General features: G+C 45.7%; 28 protein-coding genes. All 28 read right to left on the minus strand.

Going from position 1 to position 18,024, the window contains the following annotated elements:
- Positions 1-21 precede the first annotated feature (21 nt).
- Positions 22-768 carry a hypothetical protein gene (locus JMY02_RS03785; protein WP_201595324.1) on the minus strand — a complete coding sequence of 249 codons (747 nt, stop codon included), beginning with the start codon at positions 766-768 and terminating at the stop codon, positions 22-24.
- A gap of 90 nt (positions 769-858) precedes the next feature.
- Complete coding sequence (locus tag JMY02_RS03790; protein ID WP_201595326.1) at positions 859-1,311, minus strand: hypothetical protein; 453 nt, start codon at positions 1,309-1,311, stop codon at positions 859-861.
- Between the two features lie 95 nt (positions 1,312-1,406).
- A complete protein-coding gene (locus tag JMY02_RS03795) occupies positions 1,407-2,537 on the minus strand; it encodes a N4-gp56 family major capsid protein (RefSeq protein WP_201595328.1) in 1,131 nt (376 codons plus the stop codon).
- A 4-nt stretch (positions 2,538-2,541) separates the two neighbouring features.
- Positions 2,542-2,745 (minus strand): hypothetical protein, encoded by a 204-nt coding sequence (locus tag JMY02_RS03800; protein WP_201595330.1) that lies wholly within the window; start codon positions 2,743-2,745, stop codon positions 2,542-2,544.
- A 14-nt stretch (positions 2,746-2,759) separates the two neighbouring features.
- Entirely contained in the window at positions 2,760-3,659 is a 900-nt protein-coding gene (locus JMY02_RS03805; RefSeq protein WP_201595332.1) for a hypothetical protein, read from the minus strand.
- A gap of 108 nt (positions 3,660-3,767) precedes the next feature.
- The gene (locus tag JMY02_RS03810; protein WP_201595334.1) at positions 3,768-6,158 is read right to left on the minus strand and encodes a portal protein; all 2,391 of its coding nucleotides are present in this window, start codon (positions 6,156-6,158) and stop codon (positions 3,768-3,770) included.
- A complete protein-coding gene (locus JMY02_RS03815) occupies positions 6,155-6,592 on the minus strand; it encodes a hypothetical protein (RefSeq protein ID WP_201595336.1) in 438 nt (145 codons plus the stop codon). The genes JMY02_RS03810 and JMY02_RS03815 overlap by 4 nt, the downstream gene beginning before the upstream one ends.
- Positions 6,592-6,753, minus strand: a complete 162-nt coding sequence (locus tag JMY02_RS03820; RefSeq protein ID WP_201595338.1) for a hypothetical protein — start codon at positions 6,751-6,753, stop codon at positions 6,592-6,594. Before JMY02_RS03820 ends, JMY02_RS03815 begins: the two co-directional genes overlap by 1 nt.
- 58 nt (positions 6,754-6,811) lie before the next feature.
- On the minus strand, positions 6,812-7,159 hold the full coding sequence (locus JMY02_RS03825; RefSeq protein WP_201595340.1) for a Gp49 family protein: 348 nt from the start codon (positions 7,157-7,159) through the stop codon (positions 6,812-6,814).
- A gap of 15 nt (positions 7,160-7,174) precedes the next feature.
- Positions 7,175-8,677 carry a terminase large subunit domain-containing protein gene (locus JMY02_RS03830; RefSeq protein ID WP_201595342.1) on the minus strand — a complete coding sequence of 501 codons (1,503 nt, stop codon included), beginning with the start codon at positions 8,675-8,677 and terminating at the stop codon, positions 7,175-7,177.
- The gene (locus JMY02_RS03835; RefSeq protein ID WP_201595344.1) at positions 8,640-9,311 is read right to left on the minus strand and encodes an HGGxSTG domain-containing protein; all 672 of its coding nucleotides are present in this window, start codon (positions 9,309-9,311) and stop codon (positions 8,640-8,642) included. Before JMY02_RS03835 ends, JMY02_RS03830 begins: the two co-directional genes overlap by 38 nt.
- Before the next feature lie 332 nt (positions 9,312-9,643).
- Positions 9,644-9,916: a hypothetical protein gene (locus JMY02_RS03840; protein ID WP_201595346.1), complete on the minus strand. Its 273-nt coding sequence runs from the start codon at positions 9,914-9,916 to the stop codon at positions 9,644-9,646.
- Positions 9,916-10,380 (minus strand): hypothetical protein, encoded by a 465-nt coding sequence (locus tag JMY02_RS03845; protein WP_201595348.1) that lies wholly within the window; start codon positions 10,378-10,380, stop codon positions 9,916-9,918. The genes JMY02_RS03840 and JMY02_RS03845 overlap by 1 nt, the downstream gene beginning before the upstream one ends.
- The gene (locus JMY02_RS03850) at positions 10,381-10,869 is read right to left on the minus strand and encodes a recombination protein NinB (RefSeq protein WP_201595350.1); all 489 of its coding nucleotides are present in this window, start codon (positions 10,867-10,869) and stop codon (positions 10,381-10,383) included. It lies immediately after the preceding gene.
- Positions 10,835-11,131, minus strand: coding sequence for a DUF968 domain-containing protein (locus JMY02_RS03855; RefSeq protein WP_201595352.1), 297 nt, complete (start codon positions 11,129-11,131; stop codon positions 10,835-10,837). The genes JMY02_RS03850 and JMY02_RS03855 overlap by 35 nt, the downstream gene beginning before the upstream one ends.
- Positions 11,124-11,780 carry a deoxynucleotide monophosphate kinase family protein gene (locus JMY02_RS03860; protein ID WP_201595354.1) on the minus strand — a complete coding sequence of 219 codons (657 nt, stop codon included), beginning with the start codon at positions 11,778-11,780 and terminating at the stop codon, positions 11,124-11,126. Before JMY02_RS03860 ends, JMY02_RS03855 begins: the two co-directional genes overlap by 8 nt.
- A 121-nt stretch (positions 11,781-11,901) precedes the next feature.
- Complete coding sequence (locus JMY02_RS03865) at positions 11,902-12,072, minus strand: hypothetical protein (RefSeq protein ID WP_201595356.1); 171 nt, start codon at positions 12,070-12,072, stop codon at positions 11,902-11,904.
- Positions 12,069-12,536: a PDDEXK family nuclease gene (locus tag JMY02_RS03870; protein WP_227678406.1), complete on the minus strand. Its 468-nt coding sequence runs from the start codon at positions 12,534-12,536 to the stop codon at positions 12,069-12,071. The genes JMY02_RS03865 and JMY02_RS03870 overlap by 4 nt, the downstream gene beginning before the upstream one ends.
- Positions 12,537-12,896: 360 nt before the next feature.
- Positions 12,897-13,487 carry an AP2 domain-containing protein gene (locus tag JMY02_RS03875; RefSeq protein ID WP_201595358.1) on the minus strand — a complete coding sequence of 197 codons (591 nt, stop codon included), beginning with the start codon at positions 13,485-13,487 and terminating at the stop codon, positions 12,897-12,899.
- Positions 13,488-13,592: 105 nt separating this feature from the next.
- Positions 13,593-13,976 (minus strand): HNH endonuclease, encoded by a 384-nt coding sequence (locus JMY02_RS03880; protein ID WP_201595360.1) that lies wholly within the window; start codon positions 13,974-13,976, stop codon positions 13,593-13,595.
- Positions 13,973-14,572 (minus strand): hypothetical protein, encoded by a 600-nt coding sequence (locus JMY02_RS03885; protein ID WP_201595362.1) that lies wholly within the window; start codon positions 14,570-14,572, stop codon positions 13,973-13,975. The genes JMY02_RS03880 and JMY02_RS03885 overlap by 4 nt, the downstream gene beginning before the upstream one ends.
- Positions 14,481-15,401, minus strand: a complete 921-nt coding sequence (locus JMY02_RS03890; protein WP_201595364.1) for a hypothetical protein — start codon at positions 15,399-15,401, stop codon at positions 14,481-14,483. The genes JMY02_RS03885 and JMY02_RS03890 overlap by 92 nt, the downstream gene beginning before the upstream one ends.
- A complete protein-coding gene (locus JMY02_RS03895; RefSeq protein WP_201595366.1) occupies positions 15,401-16,090 on the minus strand; it encodes a Rha family transcriptional regulator in 690 nt (229 codons plus the stop codon). The genes JMY02_RS03890 and JMY02_RS03895 overlap by 1 nt, the downstream gene beginning before the upstream one ends.
- A 70-nt stretch (positions 16,091-16,160) precedes the next feature.
- Complete coding sequence (locus JMY02_RS03900; protein WP_201595368.1) at positions 16,161-17,039, minus strand: hypothetical protein; 879 nt, start codon at positions 17,037-17,039, stop codon at positions 16,161-16,163.
- On the minus strand, positions 17,039-17,293 hold the full coding sequence (locus tag JMY02_RS03905; RefSeq protein WP_201595370.1) for a hypothetical protein: 255 nt from the start codon (positions 17,291-17,293) through the stop codon (positions 17,039-17,041). Before JMY02_RS03905 ends, JMY02_RS03900 begins: the two co-directional genes overlap by 1 nt.
- A 32-nt stretch (positions 17,294-17,325) precedes the next feature.
- On the minus strand, positions 17,326-17,508 hold the full coding sequence (locus JMY02_RS03910) for a hypothetical protein (RefSeq protein ID WP_201595372.1): 183 nt from the start codon (positions 17,506-17,508) through the stop codon (positions 17,326-17,328).
- A 28-nt stretch (positions 17,509-17,536) separates the two neighbouring features.
- Positions 17,537-17,737, minus strand: coding sequence for a hypothetical protein (locus tag JMY02_RS03915; RefSeq protein ID WP_201595374.1), 201 nt, complete (start codon positions 17,735-17,737; stop codon positions 17,537-17,539).
- A gap of 3 nt (positions 17,738-17,740) precedes the next feature.
- Positions 17,741-17,986 carry a Cro/CI family transcriptional regulator gene (locus JMY02_RS03920; RefSeq protein ID WP_201595376.1) on the minus strand — a complete coding sequence of 82 codons (246 nt, stop codon included), beginning with the start codon at positions 17,984-17,986 and terminating at the stop codon, positions 17,741-17,743.
- Positions 17,987-18,024 lie beyond the last annotated feature (38 nt).

Below are 18,024 nucleotides of genomic sequence, written 5' to 3' on the forward strand. Positions count from 1 at the left end.
TGAGTGACTAAGCAGTGGTTACTACTTGTCTTTGCTGGCTTGTTCGCTCGCGGCTCGCTCTTCTTCTTGCATTGCCGCACCAATCTTGCGCAAGATTTCATTCATGTTGTCACCTTTTGCCACCGTGACATTGAGGCTAGCTGCTTTCTCACGAATCTTAGCGCTGTGAGACGGTGATAGTGCCAGCACTTCTTTTGCCCAATCAGCAACGGTATTGTTTTCGGCCGTCTCAAAATCGATTGATAAGATATCGTCAAAGCGATTAATGAACGCGCCTTCATCGACGTTCGCGCCGCTGGTGACTTCAATCTTATCGACGTAACCTGAGTCGCCGCGGTACAAGCGGTAGGCTTCACGGATTGATAGCAGTTGGTCTGCGTGCTCTTCGTTATCTACCGTACAAATATGCGGTGAGTTTTCATCGTCCGCATCAATCGCCTTAAAGTGATAAGTCTTTTGCGTGACACGGTTATTACCAAACGTGACCTTGGTGCCACCTTTGCGGCGTAGCAAACATTGGATCGTCTCACCATTTTTATTAGCCGCGTCTGCCACATTGGTCACTCGCTTGGCAGCGGCTTCTAGTTTATCCGTCGCTTTTTCTTTCGCTTCAGCCGCAGCAAGTTTTTCTTCTAGCTCTTCGATACGTTTTTGTTGCTCGTCCGCTTTTTTGCTTTCTTCTGCGCTCTGCTTAATCGCATCATCAGCCTGTTTTTTAGTGGCAAGCGCTTTGTCATCAGCTTGCTTGTCTGTCTTGTCGTCAGCCATGGTCATGGATCCTGTTCAATAATAAGTAGATGAAATGAAAAAGCTCATAACGATTAACGCTATGAGCCTTATTACTTACTGATAGATGGTTTACTCGTCGTTGTTGGCATGACGGTAGTAAGGCGTCACATGAATGACCGCATCTTTTGGAATCGTGCCAGCGACTTTGAACTCAATAGCGATAGTCGTTGGAAGGTCATTCACTTTTACTAAGCGACCTTCAATGACGTTATCAGCAACCTTGAACCACTTAGCGACTGCCAAGCTTGCACCGGTTAAGAACTTACCAGTGATTGCCGTCTCTTCTTGGTTCATCGTACCAACGTCAGCGCTCATCGTGCCACCAAGGGCACTACATACCACTTCAACGTGCAAGATAGCAGCACGTTCAGGGAGTTTTGCGAGTAATAGGAAATCACCGATTGCCACGGTAGTTGCTGCCGCGAACTTATAGGTAATGGTTGGTGCGTTAATCACACCACTAATCATTGAGCTTTGGATTTGCGTGTTATGCAAATAGCGCTCAGACTGGAACTTAGCCATCGTCTTTTGTCCTTTTATAAAGATACTGTATAAAAAATTGGGTAAATAAAAAGCAAGCTGGCATGACCAACTTGCTTTTAAGTTAAGCGCTTAGATTAAGTGCGTGACTTACTGACCCCGGTATAGACTGCCATAGAGTTGACGACCTTGCCGTCGAACGCTGGTAGCTTAGTGCCATATACCATGCCAGCAGAGATACCGACTTGATTGCCGTAATCTTTTTCTGTCTCTTCCCAGTTAGCACGCATGTTCTTATCACTTGCGCTACCAAAGGCGACCACAGCGGCTTGACGGCCCATGAATACACCGGTATGCGCCTTCACGTTATTACCAGCACCAAAGTCGTTATAGGTCACAACACTATTCACTTCTTTAATGTGAGTCTTGTTGTACTCGCCAGCTGAGCCTTTGAAGATATGGTTTTGATAACCGTTAGCAGCAGCAGCGGCTTTTTGGATATCGAGCCAGCCACCAACACCAGTGTCTTTACGCAAGTCGTGAATCTGCTCAGGCGATAGCGTCAGCATGTAATACTCTTCTGCCGACTCTTCTAATGGCTCCATACGGAACTCGCCATCTGCTTTACCGCCGCGCTTAGCCTTCAAGATAAGCTCGTCGATGGTATCAAGCGACATGGTATCGGTAGTCGTCATGCTTGCTTTAGACGTTGCTGAACCACCATAGACGATACTGTCTGCATCGTACTGAGTGTAATCCATGGTGCCACGGATAGGCGCTGTTGCACCTAGCGGAATGTACAAGTCTTTTGCATGACCACGACCACCGCCCAATGTTGTCATTACCACATCATCAAAATGGTTGGCGTGCCAGCGCTCAAGCTTGACCTTGGCGATTGCTCGCAAATCATTGATGGTACGCTTCTGGTTCATCTTGCCACCAGGCGTCACACCGTGACGAACTTGGTTGATTTTAACTTCGTCCGTGAACGCAGTTAAATCTTCCTCGTTGCCCTCTAACACGTCATCGCCATAAGTACCGCGACCTTTAAGCTGGACGAACATATCGAATGATACGTTATCACCAGCACCGCTTTCCAAGTCGTTGATAACACCGATAGGCGCGTTCGCCATTTGACCGGCTTTACCGATGAGTTTGGTTGACGCCATCAGCTTACTACCGTAAAAAGACTTTACGAAAGCTGCACCGAATAACGCGCCTGCCCATTTTTTGACAGCCTGGCTGTCATTAATCTTAGTCTGTGCCATGATATTAGTCTCCTTTAGTCAGACTATTTTTGGTATCACAGCACGTATGCGCTTGCTCACCCGTTAAAAAACTCACATCGCTATCGTGACCAGTTATCACTTTAAGTCTTGGTGATCGCCCACTCTTGCTTTCAACAACAATGGTACAAGGGCCAGTGACTTCGATAACATCGCCTATGCGACAATCACGATAGCGTATTTTATTCATAAATAAGTATTAGCCTATTGTGCTAAGTATTCGTTTTGCTGTGCTTCACTCATGTCTGAGATTGCACGCTCTAATGCTGGACCATCAAGTTTATCTAAGTGACCAAACTTGTTGCCATCATTACTGTTCGCTACGACGGCTGGCATGTTTGATATGCTTGGCATCGTCTCAGGATCAGACTTAATCGCTTTATCGACCGGCTTGTCTTGCGTGCCAGCATTAGGCAATGTCATGTAAGAAGATACTGCAAGGCGTGCTTTATCGAGTAGCACATCAAACGGCGTGCCAGGCGGCATACTTTGCGCGATAACGCCAAGCTGTTGATCCAATGCGGCAAACTCAGGGCTGCCTTCAACGAATGATTTATTCTCAGGTCGAGCCATAAAGCCAGTGACTGCTTTAGAGAAGTCTGTCTGAAACTGCTCTTGCTTACTTGTTTCGCGTTCTGCAATCGCATCTTCTTTAGTGACAAGCTCAGCTTCACGCGCTTCAATGCGTTTAAGATCGCGGTCAATGCGTGTCTTGGCAGTGTTGTAAGCGCCATCCATGATATCGCCGTTGTCGTATTGCTCGCCCAATGCATTAAGCTCAGCAAGTTTGGTATCATACTCATCGTCAATAGCGGCACGTTTATCTGCTACTGTGGCGTCGGCTTTCCAGTCGTCTTGATTAGCAGCAGTATCGTCATCAGCGCTGTTAGGCGCAGGTTCGTCGGCTGTATCATCATTGCCAGCATCTTCATCTTGCTCATCATCATCACCTTCGTCCGCATTGATGGCTGAAATCTCGTCATCGGTCAAGCCAGCAAAATCAAAGTCTTCATCGAGCGAGTCGTCAGTATCTTCTACCGCATCGGCTGGCAAGTCTAAGTCTGTGGTATCGACTTCAAAGTCGTCGGTCATATCATCTGGCATCTTATTGATCCTTATGGATTGGGTTGTTTTTCTTGCGGCGCTTGGTATAAGTCACGAGCGCAATATCTAATAATATTAAAACGACTTCAAATAACTTTGACTTCTTGCTCATGCGTCCGGTTCTCCTGACTGCTGTCCCATGACTTGCTCCATCATCAAGGCTTCTTCCTCACTCATTGGCGGTTGTCTGTCCTCGCCAGCCTGCGCTTCACCTTCTGGCATTGCTGGTTGTTCTTGCGTTGGCATAGGTGGCTGCTCTTGCTGCGGCTGTGCTGGCACGCCTGTTTGCATTGGCACTGGTGCTTGCTCAACTGGTTGACCTTGTGCTTCTAACTGCTCAGCATTAGCTTGTGTTGGCTGCGTACCATTCATGATGTTATCCATATTGTTGATAAGGTCGTCAGCAATATTAGAGAGATTAGCGTTAGCGGTGACAATTCCAGCGGCTTCAAGATACTTGACCAATGCTTCAGCTTGCGCACGACGGGCATTGGCTTTCTCACGCTCGCCTTCGCGGTTGTACTGATTGGCACGCGAGTTATCAAGGTTGATTGAGCTGCGCTGTTTGGCAATCTCAAGCTCGAACGCTTGTTCTTGCATCGCTTGTTGCTTCGCTTGTTCTTGTTGCTGTGCTTCTTCACGCGCTTTCTTAGCATCTTCGTTCTCATCAATCGGTGGCAGATTGGCAGCTTCACGTAACTTGCTAGACAAGCGCTCTTTATTCGGCAAGTCTTGTAGGTCAATCGCCATTTCAATAAAGGCAATCGATAACGACGGATCACCGGTGGCTTGGGTCATCTGTGCTGATACATTCATTAGCTGCTCAGACAATGCTTGGCGCATGGTCTGTCTGTAGTCACGTTCTGATATCACAAAGTCCGCTTGTGTGGCGGTTATGTCAGTCTCAGGTGTGGCATTCAATACTACAAAATCCTTCTCATTAGGGTTCTTGATATCGCTTGTGACACGGAACTGCATTTCACGATTGATATACTGCTCGCACAATGACAGTACAAGCTCACCTTCAATCTGGTGTGCCAGTTGATGGTTGTCTATGATGGGCGTGGTAATGACCGTTCCTTGCTCTTGCAAGGATTGAATAGCGATACCTGATAAGGCGCTGTTGCCCATGCCTCGGTTTTCACTGGTCACGCCGCTAATCTGTTTTAAATACGCACTATCCATTTCAGCGAACTGCGCATGCGGTCCTGCCAGCGATTGATTGTCGCGTATCTCAAACTGCTTACCGCGCTTAATCTCAATATAGCCATTGACCTTGGCGACCTGCTTGATTGCCTCGTCCTTATCTACTACTGCATCTTCCTCTGCAATCACCTGACGGGTTGCCATCAGGTAGAGTGCTTGGTTTTTGCGCTGATTAAGGTCTGACTGAGGATCAACAATTTGACGAACGACGCCATAAGGTGACTTGGTTGTTTTGTCAATGAAGGCTAAGCGGCGGACAAACGGATAGCGGTTGTGCTTATAGATTGATTTGCCATGATACAAAACCGTTGTGGCTGTATAGATAGCCATGTACATTTGCTCGCGCACTGTCTCGCGCTTCTTAGCACCTTCCTCTAATGCCAGTAAATGCTTTTCGTTTTTACTGTTAAAGATTTGCCCAGTCAATCCACCAGCATTAGCCAATAGCTCAACGCGCTCAGTCTTGCGGTACCACATTTCCCACACGCGAACTGCACGACGGGTTGATGAGTAGTGACCGCCCGTGATACTCATGCTGCCTGAACGAACGACGTTAATAGCAGTATCGCTACATCCACTTGAGCGACGTGAGTTGCTGTATAAGTTATTACCGTCATCGCCTGTCTGATCAAACTTCAAATCATCATCAAGCTCTTGATACTCGCCAGCGTCCTGCTCAATATCAGCTTTCTTTTTCGGGAACCACTGCTCAAGCGTTTCAATGTCGATAATCTTAGACGCCCATAAATAGCGTGAGTCCGATAAATCTGCTTTGACTGACTGACCATCGACCAATATGTTCTGCCAGTTTTCGTAGTTAAGCTGAATCATCAGCTCGCCATCTTCGTTTGGCTCGACGCTAACCCGTGTCCAGCCTTCGCCGGTCTTAACGCAATCCTCAAACGCTGTACTGCGCTGCCACTTGGCTTTATTGATATCGTCAATGTACTTAATGAGCTTGGTCTTTAGTTGGGCTGGCTCGACATCATCCTGTGTGCGCGGTAGTACATTCCAATCACTACGTGCGCGGCGCTCGCTACCGATAATCCAATCGACCGCTGGCTTGATCTCGTTATACGTGCGCGGCTTTTGATTGCGCTCTGCATAAACCTGCTTTTCTTCATCGCTGAATTGATGACCGTCATAGAATCGCTCGTCACGTGCGCGTAGTGCGCGGCCTTCCGCTTGTGCTTCGCGCTCGTACTCATACATATCATGCGCCCACACAAGAAACTTGCCATCTGGCGTCGTCTTAAAGTCGTCATCTAGTCCGTGTGTCGCTTGATTGCTCATGAGTTGGCGATATCCATTAATCCAGTGGTAAAGGTTTCTTCGCCTTCAAAGTATTTGTCTAGCGCCTTACGGTTTAAATCTTCACCTTCAGGCTTGTGCATGACCAGCTGATCGATGTTCTCAAGTAAGCAGTCCATGACGATATGCTTATCGCGGTCTGTTGAATGACCGTTCCATAAGTATTGAGCACAATCTTCTGCCGTGTCTGAGAGGAACTGACCGTCTTTGTCGCGTAACTGGTACGCCTGATTGCGACGTACAGCGATATAAGACTTACCAATGCCAAACGCACGACGACAAAGTATCAATGCCGCATCATTGGCGGTTGCGCCCTCGTCTGCTTCAAAGAATACGTTTGAGACAAACGCCTGCAAGCCATAGCCTTTTTTAACATTGGCTGGGGCTGGCACGCCGTATCGTATGGTTAGTGACATTATTTCGCCTTCTTCTTTTTATTCAAATGTGTGTGACTTGCCAGCTCTCTCGCCTCACTGCTACCCATAGCGCCTCGCTTGCGTAGCGTGTCAGCGTAGTAATCGCGCATTACTGGGTTGCGTGAGTCAATGTAGGCTTTATACATCTGCTTGTTAGTCATGCTTATTCTTCCCACAAAAAAACCACCTGCATGAGGTGGTTTTTAATGTTTGGTGTTATTACGACAAGTAAGAGCGCTTGCACTCACTACACGTGGCGTTATCTTCGTAACTATTACCTTCTTTCGCTTTGCTGGCAAGTTCAGCACGATAGCGATCATTAGCCAGCAAGTAACCTTCAAGCGGCCATAATGCGTTTACAGCTTTCTTACGTGCAATTTCTCGCCCTAACTCTTCATTGTAATTAGCTGGATCAACACATGCTGATTCGCCAGTGACCGAAAACCCACACGGCAATGTGATTGTGCAATGCGTCAACGTGCCAGCTAAGTGGTTGTATTCTGTGTGACCGCTATCTGCTAATGCGATTAATGCTTCTAGTGTTACTTTGTTCGGTAAGTCTGACATATCTTCGTCCTTTAATTAAATAACCGTTGTATTATTCTTAATCTTCTTACCGCCATGTCTCGGCTTAACCTGAGCGAATCTAAGCATCATCACACCGTAGCGTGTGGCATCCATCAAGTCATCGTATAACTTCTTGATCTTGCCTTTGTCACGATGATAGGTGCGGCGTTCGTCCTGCCACTCAGTACAATCATGGAACACTAGCAATCTACCGGTCTCCATACGTGTGAGTATGTCCATCAAGCCAGCCTCAACGCCGTTGCTGCCATCATCATGCGTCGCGTTCTCATCGAGCATGTTGACGCCTTCGTCGCGGTACTGCTCTGACAGTGTTAAGCCGCTGCCTTTGTCATGCTGATAACCATCATGCGGCCATGCAACCGGCTGCCATGATCCGTTATCGTTAAAGTGTGGCGCGTGCTCGCGTGGTGTGCGCTCACGTGCTGAGTATTCATCCGTGACATAAACAATATCGTTGTCTCTGTCCCATGCCAGCGTAACGCACGTTGTTGGGTGATCCCACCCAAAGTCCATACCTTTGATTTGTGGCCAGTGTTCTGGTATATCAAAACGATCAACGATGATTTCATCTTCATCAATCGGATATATCAAGCCACTACCAGCGTAAGGTATGCCTTCCATCCGCGCTTTGTGCTCATGCTTAGGGAATAACGCGAGATAGTTTGCTTTATCATCGTCTGATAAATGCGGTGCGTCGTTCCAAGTCGCGCGCGTAACACTGGTAATTCCCTCATCGGCTTTCTCAATGAAGTTCTTGACCATCGGTGTTACGCCCATCAGCGGCGTAAACGTAATGTAAATTAGACCGCGTGTCGTTGCTGTACGCGTCAAACACTCGGTGTAAACCTCTTCGGGCGGCTCTTCATCCAGATGGATGTAGTGCATTGCCGTCCCTTCAAAGCTTCCTCGTCCTTGTTGATACGACTTCAGGCCAATGTATGACCAACCACCGCTGGCATGTTTGACCTTGACTGTATCGATTAAGTCAGCGACGCCAGACTTCCACCTGATTGACTTCTGATCAATCAAGTGGATAGGGATAATGCCGCTACCGTCTACCGTCTTTTTCTTACCGCCATCCTTGAATACGACATTACCAAACAATTCAACTTGCAGAATATCGCGTGTCGTTTCATTCGTCTTGCCAGCAATCCAGCCTTTCGTTGGATGATCAAAGCGTCTGCCTTCCCACCAGTCCGGATAAAGACCAGTAGCGTGCAACGTGTCTTCATACGTGCCAGCAATCGTTTTGCCAACTCGGTTACCAGCCATGAAAAGCCGCGAACCGTAGAACAAGCCATCTTTGAAGAACGATAAGTGCTTCGTGTAACCATGCCGGGCAAAGTCGCCAGTATCGGGGAAGTAGCTGTATAGCTTGTATTCTTCACGCTTCTGACGCTCTTTAAGTATTGCGATGAGCTTAATTTTATTTTGTGTACTTAGGTGTGGTAGATAACTCTCAAGACTTTCTTCTGATAAGTTTAAGAAGTTGCTCATCTATCTCACCATCCGTCATCTCATCGTATTTCTTGCCTTCTCCTTCGCCTATCTTGCTGACTCGTTCCACTTCCTTCTTCTTCTGTTCTAGCTCAACAACACTGATCTGCTGCTTAACCAATTGCATTTCTAACTTAGCAATGAGGTTTATCAGCCGGGCTTCTTCGTTCGCCCAGTCGCGTGCTCGATAAACACGAGTACGCTTTAGCGGCTCAGACTCCTGACCGCCGTAATCATCCTCATCGGGATCATAGTATTCACCGCAGCGCTGAGCATCTTTAGCGCGAGCCTTCTTAACAACGTCCTCATCTTCTTCATCTGCTAAGGTTTCGTCTTTGATTTCATCAAGCTGTGGCGTATCGCCTTGCGCCTTACGATGATTAAGACAGTTGACTAGCTGTATGCGTGCAATCGCCAGCTCACGACTTACATCACCTTGCATTGCCTGAGCTTCGTCTAACTGCTCGTCTGTGAAGATACGGCTATACATGCCATGCTTTAAGTTGTTCTTGCTGCCCTTTGATGGCCCAGTCGATAAACCACCATGCAAACGGCAACGTTTCTTGCCAGCGATTGGTTTATTATTACAAGGCTTTCCAGCGCGTGTCTTAGCACCGCAAATATTATCTGCCATGCTTACCTCGCTGGTTTACCTCGCATGTAAAAAAGACTCACGGCAAACAGATACCTGCAAGTCAAAACGGCATAAAAAAAGCCCACACCGATTAAGGTATGAGCTTTTTAGAATTTGGATGAACTGCGTTTGACGAATAGTAATTGCTTATCCATTAACCTATGCGTTCACGATAACACAAATTTACCTCATGTCGTGCCAAGAATCAAGCTATTTTAATTCTGAAACGTAAATTAACGCGATTACACTTGCACTTTGTTTGCATGGGGTTAAATTGCTGGCTGGCGTGTGGGCTGTGGGTGTACATTAAGGGACACATAATAAAAAACCTGTTATTTAATCGCTAATTTATCAATCACTTGATTATAATTTCGCTTAGCTTTTTCTATTTTTGACTCCCTGCGGTTAGGGTCAGCATAACTAAAAACAAAATCCCTTCTGAATACATGCTCTGTTTCCATCTGGTAATCACCAAGCCAGCCTACGCCTTTCATGCCAGCCCTGAATATAACAAAACCACATGAGTCGTCAGTGTAGCCGAATATTACCACTCCAAGCGCACCCTTATTCCAAGTATCACCAACCTCAATTTTACGATCATCCATCACCCCAGCTCCAAAATAGCATCATAAATATGTCGTTCAGCATTACTTAGATGCTCCTGCACCTTCCTCACATGACTCTGCTTCGTCGTGCCAGCCCCATGCTCATACTTACTCACTACAGACTTACTCAATCGAGTATAAGACATGCCGTAGAGATAATAACGACGTATGATACTTGCCCACATCATAAGCTCTTTATCACCTGACTGTCTCATGCCAGCCAATTCACGGTCTATCAGCGTGTAGTACGCCTGATCGTCCATATTCCACAGCACCGGGCGAATACTCGCGCTCTGCTGCTCTACATTGTCACGCATGATAATCGCGCAAGGCGACTGATACCCTAAATGACCACCTACTGTCTCACGACTATTATAATCGCCCCACCCAGTTAGCCAGCTTTGCACCTCTAATAAATCAATTATTGCAATTGCTTTCTCTAGTTGTTCAAAAACGTCAGTCATTTAGTTTCTCACAAATTTAAGTTCGTCCGGTACTGTTAAAAGTACGCCCTGTTCATAGCAATATCGGTAAATCTTGTCTAAATACTCTGTCATCTGCGCTGTGCTTGCATCTGTCGTGCTTGTTTGTCTAATCACATGAGCTGCAATCTGGTCGTATGACTGCCGGTCGATAGACTTCAAAACCTTAACCGCATCACACATGCCAGCGTATTTCGCGTCGGCTTGGTAAAAAATCATGATCAAAAATTTGTACTTAAAGAAGTGGTGCGTGTAATCATCCTCCCAGCTAAGCGCTTTTAACCACTCATGCACCCAGCCCCAATAAAGCCTGTTCTGTGCGTGTGACCGCTTGTTCTTCGCTGGCTGGATAATGACCTCTAGTAAGTCGTTACCCTCAGACTGAGCTGTAAAAAGGGCTTTGACGCAATTGGCACGCACCTCATCACTCGTTAATCTAAAATATAGAGGTTTCGCCTTTTGCTTGGTCATCTAAAACCTCGTTGATAAAGTTAAGCTTGTCGTTAAACCAGTCAAGCGACTGCTGGCGTGTCATACCCATGTTGTACTGGTCCAGCTTGCCGTGACAGTTAGCGCATAGCGGTATAGTGTAAGCATCATCTGACTTGATACCACGACCTTTGCCATGCTCACTAAAATTACTATGCGCTGCTTGGCTGCGTGGACTTGCTCCGCAATGACAGCAAGGTAGCGACCTGATCTGGTCAAGTCGCTTGCTATCGCGCTTATCCAATGACAATAAAATCCGCTAACACCGCATTACCATCAACCTGCCCATGCAACCAAGCCAAATCACGCGAGTTATCAATCACAATATCGCCAGGCTTAAACTCAATAGCGTTTTCTGACACATGATTGCCTTCAATGCCGCCACGTCCTACCAAGTGAATCAATACGCCATTAGCGCGCACTAAATCAGCTTCATTCTCAAAACGTACGTCTGGCACGATAATCTGCTTGCCAGCATTTAAGTACGCAAATGCTTTTACCCAAATGTCTTTATCAATCGTATGACGACCCCATTCGGTACCTAACGTCTGCATCATGTGCCGTGGCGTTACCCTAAAACAAATATCAAGCTCAGCTTTAGCCTTGTCGCTACAATCTACGCCAATCACTGTCAGCATCGCTTTAAGCGGATCAGCAAACGATGAGCGCGACCAGTTATCAGTTAGCTTGTTGAGTAAGTAGCTGGCGAGCGTGTCCTTGCCTGCGCGAGCTTGTCCTGCGATACCGATGAGGCGCATCTTGCCAGCATTAGAATCTGCGCGGCTATATCTTGTGTCAATATCACCAAACGTCTGCGCTGGCGTGTCATCATCGAATGTGTCGTCAACTGCTAACTTTGGCTCAAATGTTTCTAAAAAATCATGCCTAAGCATGGCGTTTTGCCCATATCTGTCAACATTCCTATAAACAACCTGAGTTGTTGATGATGAAATTACCTCGAAAGTCTGATTAATGGTTTTGCATCTATGAATCCACTTGCTTTTAGCTTTAATATCACTCATCGCCCTGCTCCTCAAAATCCTGCATGAATATAAATTTACGCATTGGTATAGGTGTCTTGCTACTACCTTGGCAAGTGACTAGCTCATCACTCACCCATAGCACTAAAAATCGCTCTTTCGTTTCTTTGTTACGCCATATCTGACCAGCTATTACTTCACTCATAACTCACCTGCCATATATTTTTTAATCGTAGTAGCGGCGCTATCAAACCCCTTGCAAAATACAGCGTAATAACCCTCATCATTCAGCCTTTCAATACGCCTCTTCTGCTTAGCGCTGGCATGACCTCCCTTTAATTTTTTAAGCTCAATACGCAAGCCGTGGTAGGGCGCTATGGCTATATCAAGCATAAGATCGGGGTAGCCTGCCTGCACACCCATAGCTTTGTTTTTATTGCCTTGTGGTGAATAGCGCTTACCGTTACTGCCAATCTTTGATATCAGCTCACCGCCATTAGGTATGTGAGTTAGGTAATCAAATAGCGTGCTTTGCTTGTAATGTTGCAGTTTTGACCAGTTGATTATTGATATCTGGACCTCGTCTTCAGACTTCGCTGGCATGACAATAACGCTCTTACCATCTTTGACCACTACCCTTGCCTTTCTATACTGTGTTAATCGTGCCAAATCGCCACCCTCCTTGTCTTTAAATTGTTCTTACACCCACTTGCACCGAACCCATAACTAAATCACTTAAATCAGCGTCTAGCGCCTTCCCATCTTTCGACCGTCGACACGGATCATTAAACCGAACCCCGTCAATCTCGATAGCGCTACATGAGTAACGCTGTAATTCCTATATCGGCATTAAATCAACATCACCAAACTCGTGCTTAAATGCTGACCCATCGCTATTAAACTGTACATGCTCATCATAAAATGGGTCACCCTCTACAGGTCTAATCCTTGCTGTGTACCCTTGATAAGTATTCGTTTTAGGGTGATAGTATTTTTGTATATACACAACTACACACCCCTTTGAAGTCTTCATATAACATTCTCAGGAGCAAGGCTCCAACTCATAAGAGCTTTAAATACATCCCACTCAATACGATTAGCCCACTCTAGCGCCTTATTCTTGACGTAACGCTCTTTGGCTATCTTGTAGGCTCGGTAAGCTTCGTCAGGAGTGTTAAAACGACCTAGATATTTTGACCTTCCATTAATCTTGAGTTGCGCTTGAAACTTGCACCTAGATTTATCAAAACAAACCCCTTGAGGGTATTGACCTCTGGCTGCGGCAGAATCCAATAGTAATATATTTAACTGTTGGGGCACGAAGCAGCATGTTTCGTGGTTATATATTTTGTTGCCAGGAAACAGGATGTCTTTATCTAACTGATACCCTTTATCCCAATAGTCGTTACTGTAAAACCAATCAGCAAAACTCTGAAAGTCATGCCATTCATCGTAAACAGTGCATCCGATATATGTAGAGTTTGTTTCTTGAAACTTCGTGCTGTAGCAGCGCTTCAACATATCCTGCCAAGTCTTATATGCCGGTGTTACTTTGCAGCTATCTTGGGTTTTATGCTTACCGCCCGTACTGAAGCCAATGCCATACAGTAGTCCAGCCATATTCTTACTCGCTCTATAATTGTTATTTGGGCTTGCCAGCCTTGACCGCTTGCTTGCGAGCTGCGTACTTAGCTTCGCCTGCGGTGTAATCGGATGGGGATTTTTTCATGATCGATACTTCTCAAACCAAAACACCACATCAATATCCGTCTCAACAACTAGCCCGTAACGCTTTGCTTTTTGATAAATAGGATGGCTATTATTTAGCGTGAATACTTTGTGCTTGATAGCTTCCCGCCAATCTTCCAGAGATAAGCTGCTTTTATCGTTATTACATGGTCCACAAGAAGGCATCATATTTTCTATGCAATCGTTTTCAGGATTTACACAATCGGTATAAAGCTTTTTCCCATTGAGGGTTATCCAGTTTCTGACTATCGGCACAAAGTGATCGGCTTGCCAGCGCGTGCTTAGCTCAACACCGCAATACGAGCATCTGCCGTCATATTTATTTTTAAGCTCAGCACGTTGCGCCTTGGTTAAACTCATACCGCCAATCTCCTTAAACCTGCCAACCGCTCATTGATTTTCTTATCTGCTTCACTACCTGCCTGCACTGGCTCGTGACTGTGAGCTAAGCGATGTGACTTCGGTATCACAAAACTGGTGCCGCTGGCGTGTTCTGCGCAGACTTGCTTGTACGTGGCTGTAAAGGTTTTTAAGAAGAAGTCAGTCGCACTTGCCAGCACACCGAACCCGATTCTATTGGCTGTCTCATAAACCACTTCATGCTTCCACTTGCGTTCTACATCGCCTTTCATACCGCAATTACTGCAAGCTGTGACAAAAGCGTCATTGGCTATGGGGTATGGGCTAGCTTGTTGCGTTCTTGCCAGCGCTAAAAAGTCGGCTGGTGCTGTTGGTGGCCATTCAAGTGCCATCGATTTTCTTTGTGCTAAGTTCAGCTCTTTACCTGTTATCCGTAGGTCTGTCAGTGCTATTGCCCAAACTTCTGCGGTATCTAGCATCCAATCCTCATCTTTCATCTTTGATCTAAACAGTCGCTTCCATGTCATAAACGTTTGCTCTATCGCATCCTGTAGCTGTTGCGTCGGCTCTTTGATCGCGCTGTCTGCGTTGCTCATTAAGTTTGGCTGCGTAGATATCTGCTTGCGATTGCTTTGGCTGATGTTGGCTGTTAGCTGGCTGATTGTTTGCATTGGTGTTCCCCTGAAAAGTATTTGTTGGCTGATTGCTTTTCTCTAGTACCTTCGCGCATCTTTCGTCACTATCGATAATGTTCTTGATGAGCACCTGACTGTTGGATTGATACCATTGGCTGTTAATCACAAACAACATTGCTTGCTGTACTTCATCAACCGTAAAAGTCTTTAACCGTGTTTTAACTTCCTTTACCCAAACAGAGGTTTTTACCTGAGCGTTTGATGGTCTGCTTTCGTTCCAAAAGCTCACCAGCTTTTCAGCTTCACACGTAATAGGTTTACTATCTGTGTTTATATCTGTGTTTATATCTGGTATAGGTGCGTCATTCTTGGTGAATCCATTCGTCAAATTTGGTGAATCCATTCGCTGTTTTTGGTGAATAGCGTCTTTACTGGGGTTACAGCCATTCGCCAAATTTGGTGAATGAGTGATATCAAGGGTTGTAGCGAAATAGGCTGGCATGGAATACCACTTAGTACGGTCATAGCCTTTTTTGTTGTAATTACCGACCAATAGCAAGCCGTCTTCTTCCATGTTTTTTAATAACCGCTGAATGATTCCTTTGGATTTTAGGTATGGGAATAACTCAAGGAAGGCGTCAACACTGTTGTAGGTCCAGTAATAGCCATCATGCAAGTTAGTGCCATTGGCTTTGTTTTTATCCAGCCAAAAGCGCATGTTCTGCAATATCACAGCCTTTTCCATGCCGTACTTCACTGCATCATCTACATCGAACACATGGACTGTCATTACATTGGCTCCAATTCTTTGTTGCAGCTAAACAAGCCAATGACGTAAATCTGACCTGCCTGCGTCAGTAGGTTGCGATCACGACCGTCTGCCGTTAATTTCATTGCGCCATAGCCTTTACTGATAAAGCTGTGGCTAAACACCTTCTTAGGTAGTCTGCGTTTGTCGTATGCGCCAATATCGATAAGCTTCACGTTAAGCACCTGTGCCGTCATTTCCATCTTCTTAGCCACGTCTGATACAGTCATCAATGAGCTACTAGCGGCAACCGTGTTGTAGAAGTTAACCTTTGGCTGTGCCAGTGCTAATTGCTCTTGTGCTAGCTGCTCGCTCTTTTTAGTAATCAAAAGCTCTTCTAAGGCTGATATATAATCATGCGGCAATGAAACTACTGGCTGGCTAGCACTGGCTTCTAGTTCCTGCCAGCGATCAATAACTACAGCCATAAATTCAGGCGATAATCGAGCGACGATAACAAGGCTGTCTCTTTTATCTGATATATATTCAATATATTGCTGACCGTTCTGCGCGTGGGTGTAGTATTGGGGTCTACTATTTTCTAGGAGACCCCTATTTTCCAAATCCCTTATAACTAGCAGCGTATTGTCGTGGCGTTTTTTGCATAGCGCCGCCATTTCGCGGCTACTCATGGTTTTGCTAATATGGTTTACTTGCATAATGTCATTCATGGATATATACTCCAATTTCAGGTTAGGTTTGTTAAACGCCCTTCGAGTTCACAGCTCGAAGGGTTTTTTATTAACTTGCTTTTGCTTTCTCTTCTTTTAAGTGATCCATCGCTTGCAACATATCGCCAAGCTTTTGAATCTTCGCCTTGCGCTTCTCTTCATTTACGATAAATATCCAGCCATCTGTTTTAGAGTCGTTAAACACTGTATAAACATCTAAGTCATGCTTACGCATCAGTCTCAATACTGATTTAGACGCTACTTTAGCTTCGACAGGCATACTACTTGCCGGCACCAATTGCTTACTGAGCAAGGCGGTTAGCAACTCATCCTTATCATCACGCGTGCCACTTACAGTGATAGGCAGCGGATAACGCGCAAAAGTATCGATAGTGTAAAAAGACTGCCCAGTTTGATTGCAATAAACACGCGCTACTTTTAATCCCTGCTTATGTCTAATGCTCGCAATATCAGCGTACTGCTGGTGATATCCGTTTATTTCTGTTTCACCCTTTTTTTGACTAATCAGCCTTACAGACTTGCCGGCTTTTAATTCTGCGACTAGGATGGCGCGACGATCTTTAGCAGCTTTATATTCTGAGTTGGACTTGCCGCGTGCTGGCCTTTTGACTTGCTTGCCGACCCCTTTTGCGCTCCGCAATGGCGTGCGGTCTTTTTTCTGACGATGAATAGCCGTACCGCCTTCGAGATTAAGCAAAGCGTCGATATATTCACTTCTTGCCTTTGCTTCACGCGCCTTTTTAGCTTCATGACGTGCCAGCTCAGACTCATTCACATCATCAATGATGGTTCTGACCTTTGCGCCAGGCTTATCTAAATCGGTAATGCCTTTGTTTTTAGCGAACCATTCAACCGCGTCGATTGGTGTTGCTGTGTCGCTAACCGTTGCGTAGCGGTTGATATCTGAAAATACCTGTTCTCTTAACATTATTGCTGCCCCCACATTCTGTATAAGGTGCCAAGCACCAGTAAAGCTGCTACTACATGAATAAAGATATAAAACGCTCTCCAAAATGCCGCATCATCAGAGCGCTTATCTGACTTTTCTTGCGCACACTCATTGATAACTTGTCTTGCTAGCCTTGCCTTGTGTGCGTAGTCCTGCTCATGCCTTAACTGCGCGCTGGCACGTTCGGCATTGAATTGCTCGCAAGGGTTTGGGTTTTTATTCGTTGATTTCACTACTTGACTCCTTTCGGTGACCGAAAATCACCTTATTTGATTATTTTTGGTGCCTTTGGGTTGTAGATGCGCTTTCGAGCATCTTCCTTGATGTTTTTGACGAGTCTGTTTGTTGCATGACTAACAAATTCTTCCACTGTCAATCCCTGCAACTCAGCCGCTTCTTTGATCGTCTCCCATTCATCGTCTCGAAAAGACGTTGATATATCGGGCATAACTACTCCTTCGGTTCCCTAAAAACGCCTAACTTGCGTCTTTAATACTTGTTAGATTTCGTTCAAACTCCTCTCTAAGTTCTTCGACCAGTCTTAATGTGGCTTTGCGAACTAGCGTGCTTTTCTGCAAACCAGTGAGTCCAGCTACATGAGTAATGGCTGCGATTTCATCATCATTAAAACGAGCATTAACACGGTTGTCTTTAATGTGCTTAGGGTTGTCGTACATGGGTTATGCCTCCTCTGGTTGTTCATTGATTTCTGCTAGCTCAGGGCATAGCTCATCTGCTTTGATAGCGCCACTGGTGAGCCTCTCTGCTCGCATAGCATTTATGCTACTAACGCCATGAGCAAAATTTAGCCATCCGCTTACGGTGCCTTGCTCGACCTTTAGAGCTTTAGCGGTAGCGACTTGACCGCCAAAATGTTTGATTAATCGAGCCGCTGGTTCAAATTTTTTCTTGGCTTGTGAGTTCATAATTGGCTACCTCTATTATTTAAACCAATAATAAAGGT

Origin of the sequence: Psychrobacter vallis (assembly GCF_904846715.1) — a bacterium.
GTDB lineage: Bacteria > Pseudomonadota > Gammaproteobacteria > Pseudomonadales > Moraxellaceae > Psychrobacter > Psychrobacter vallis.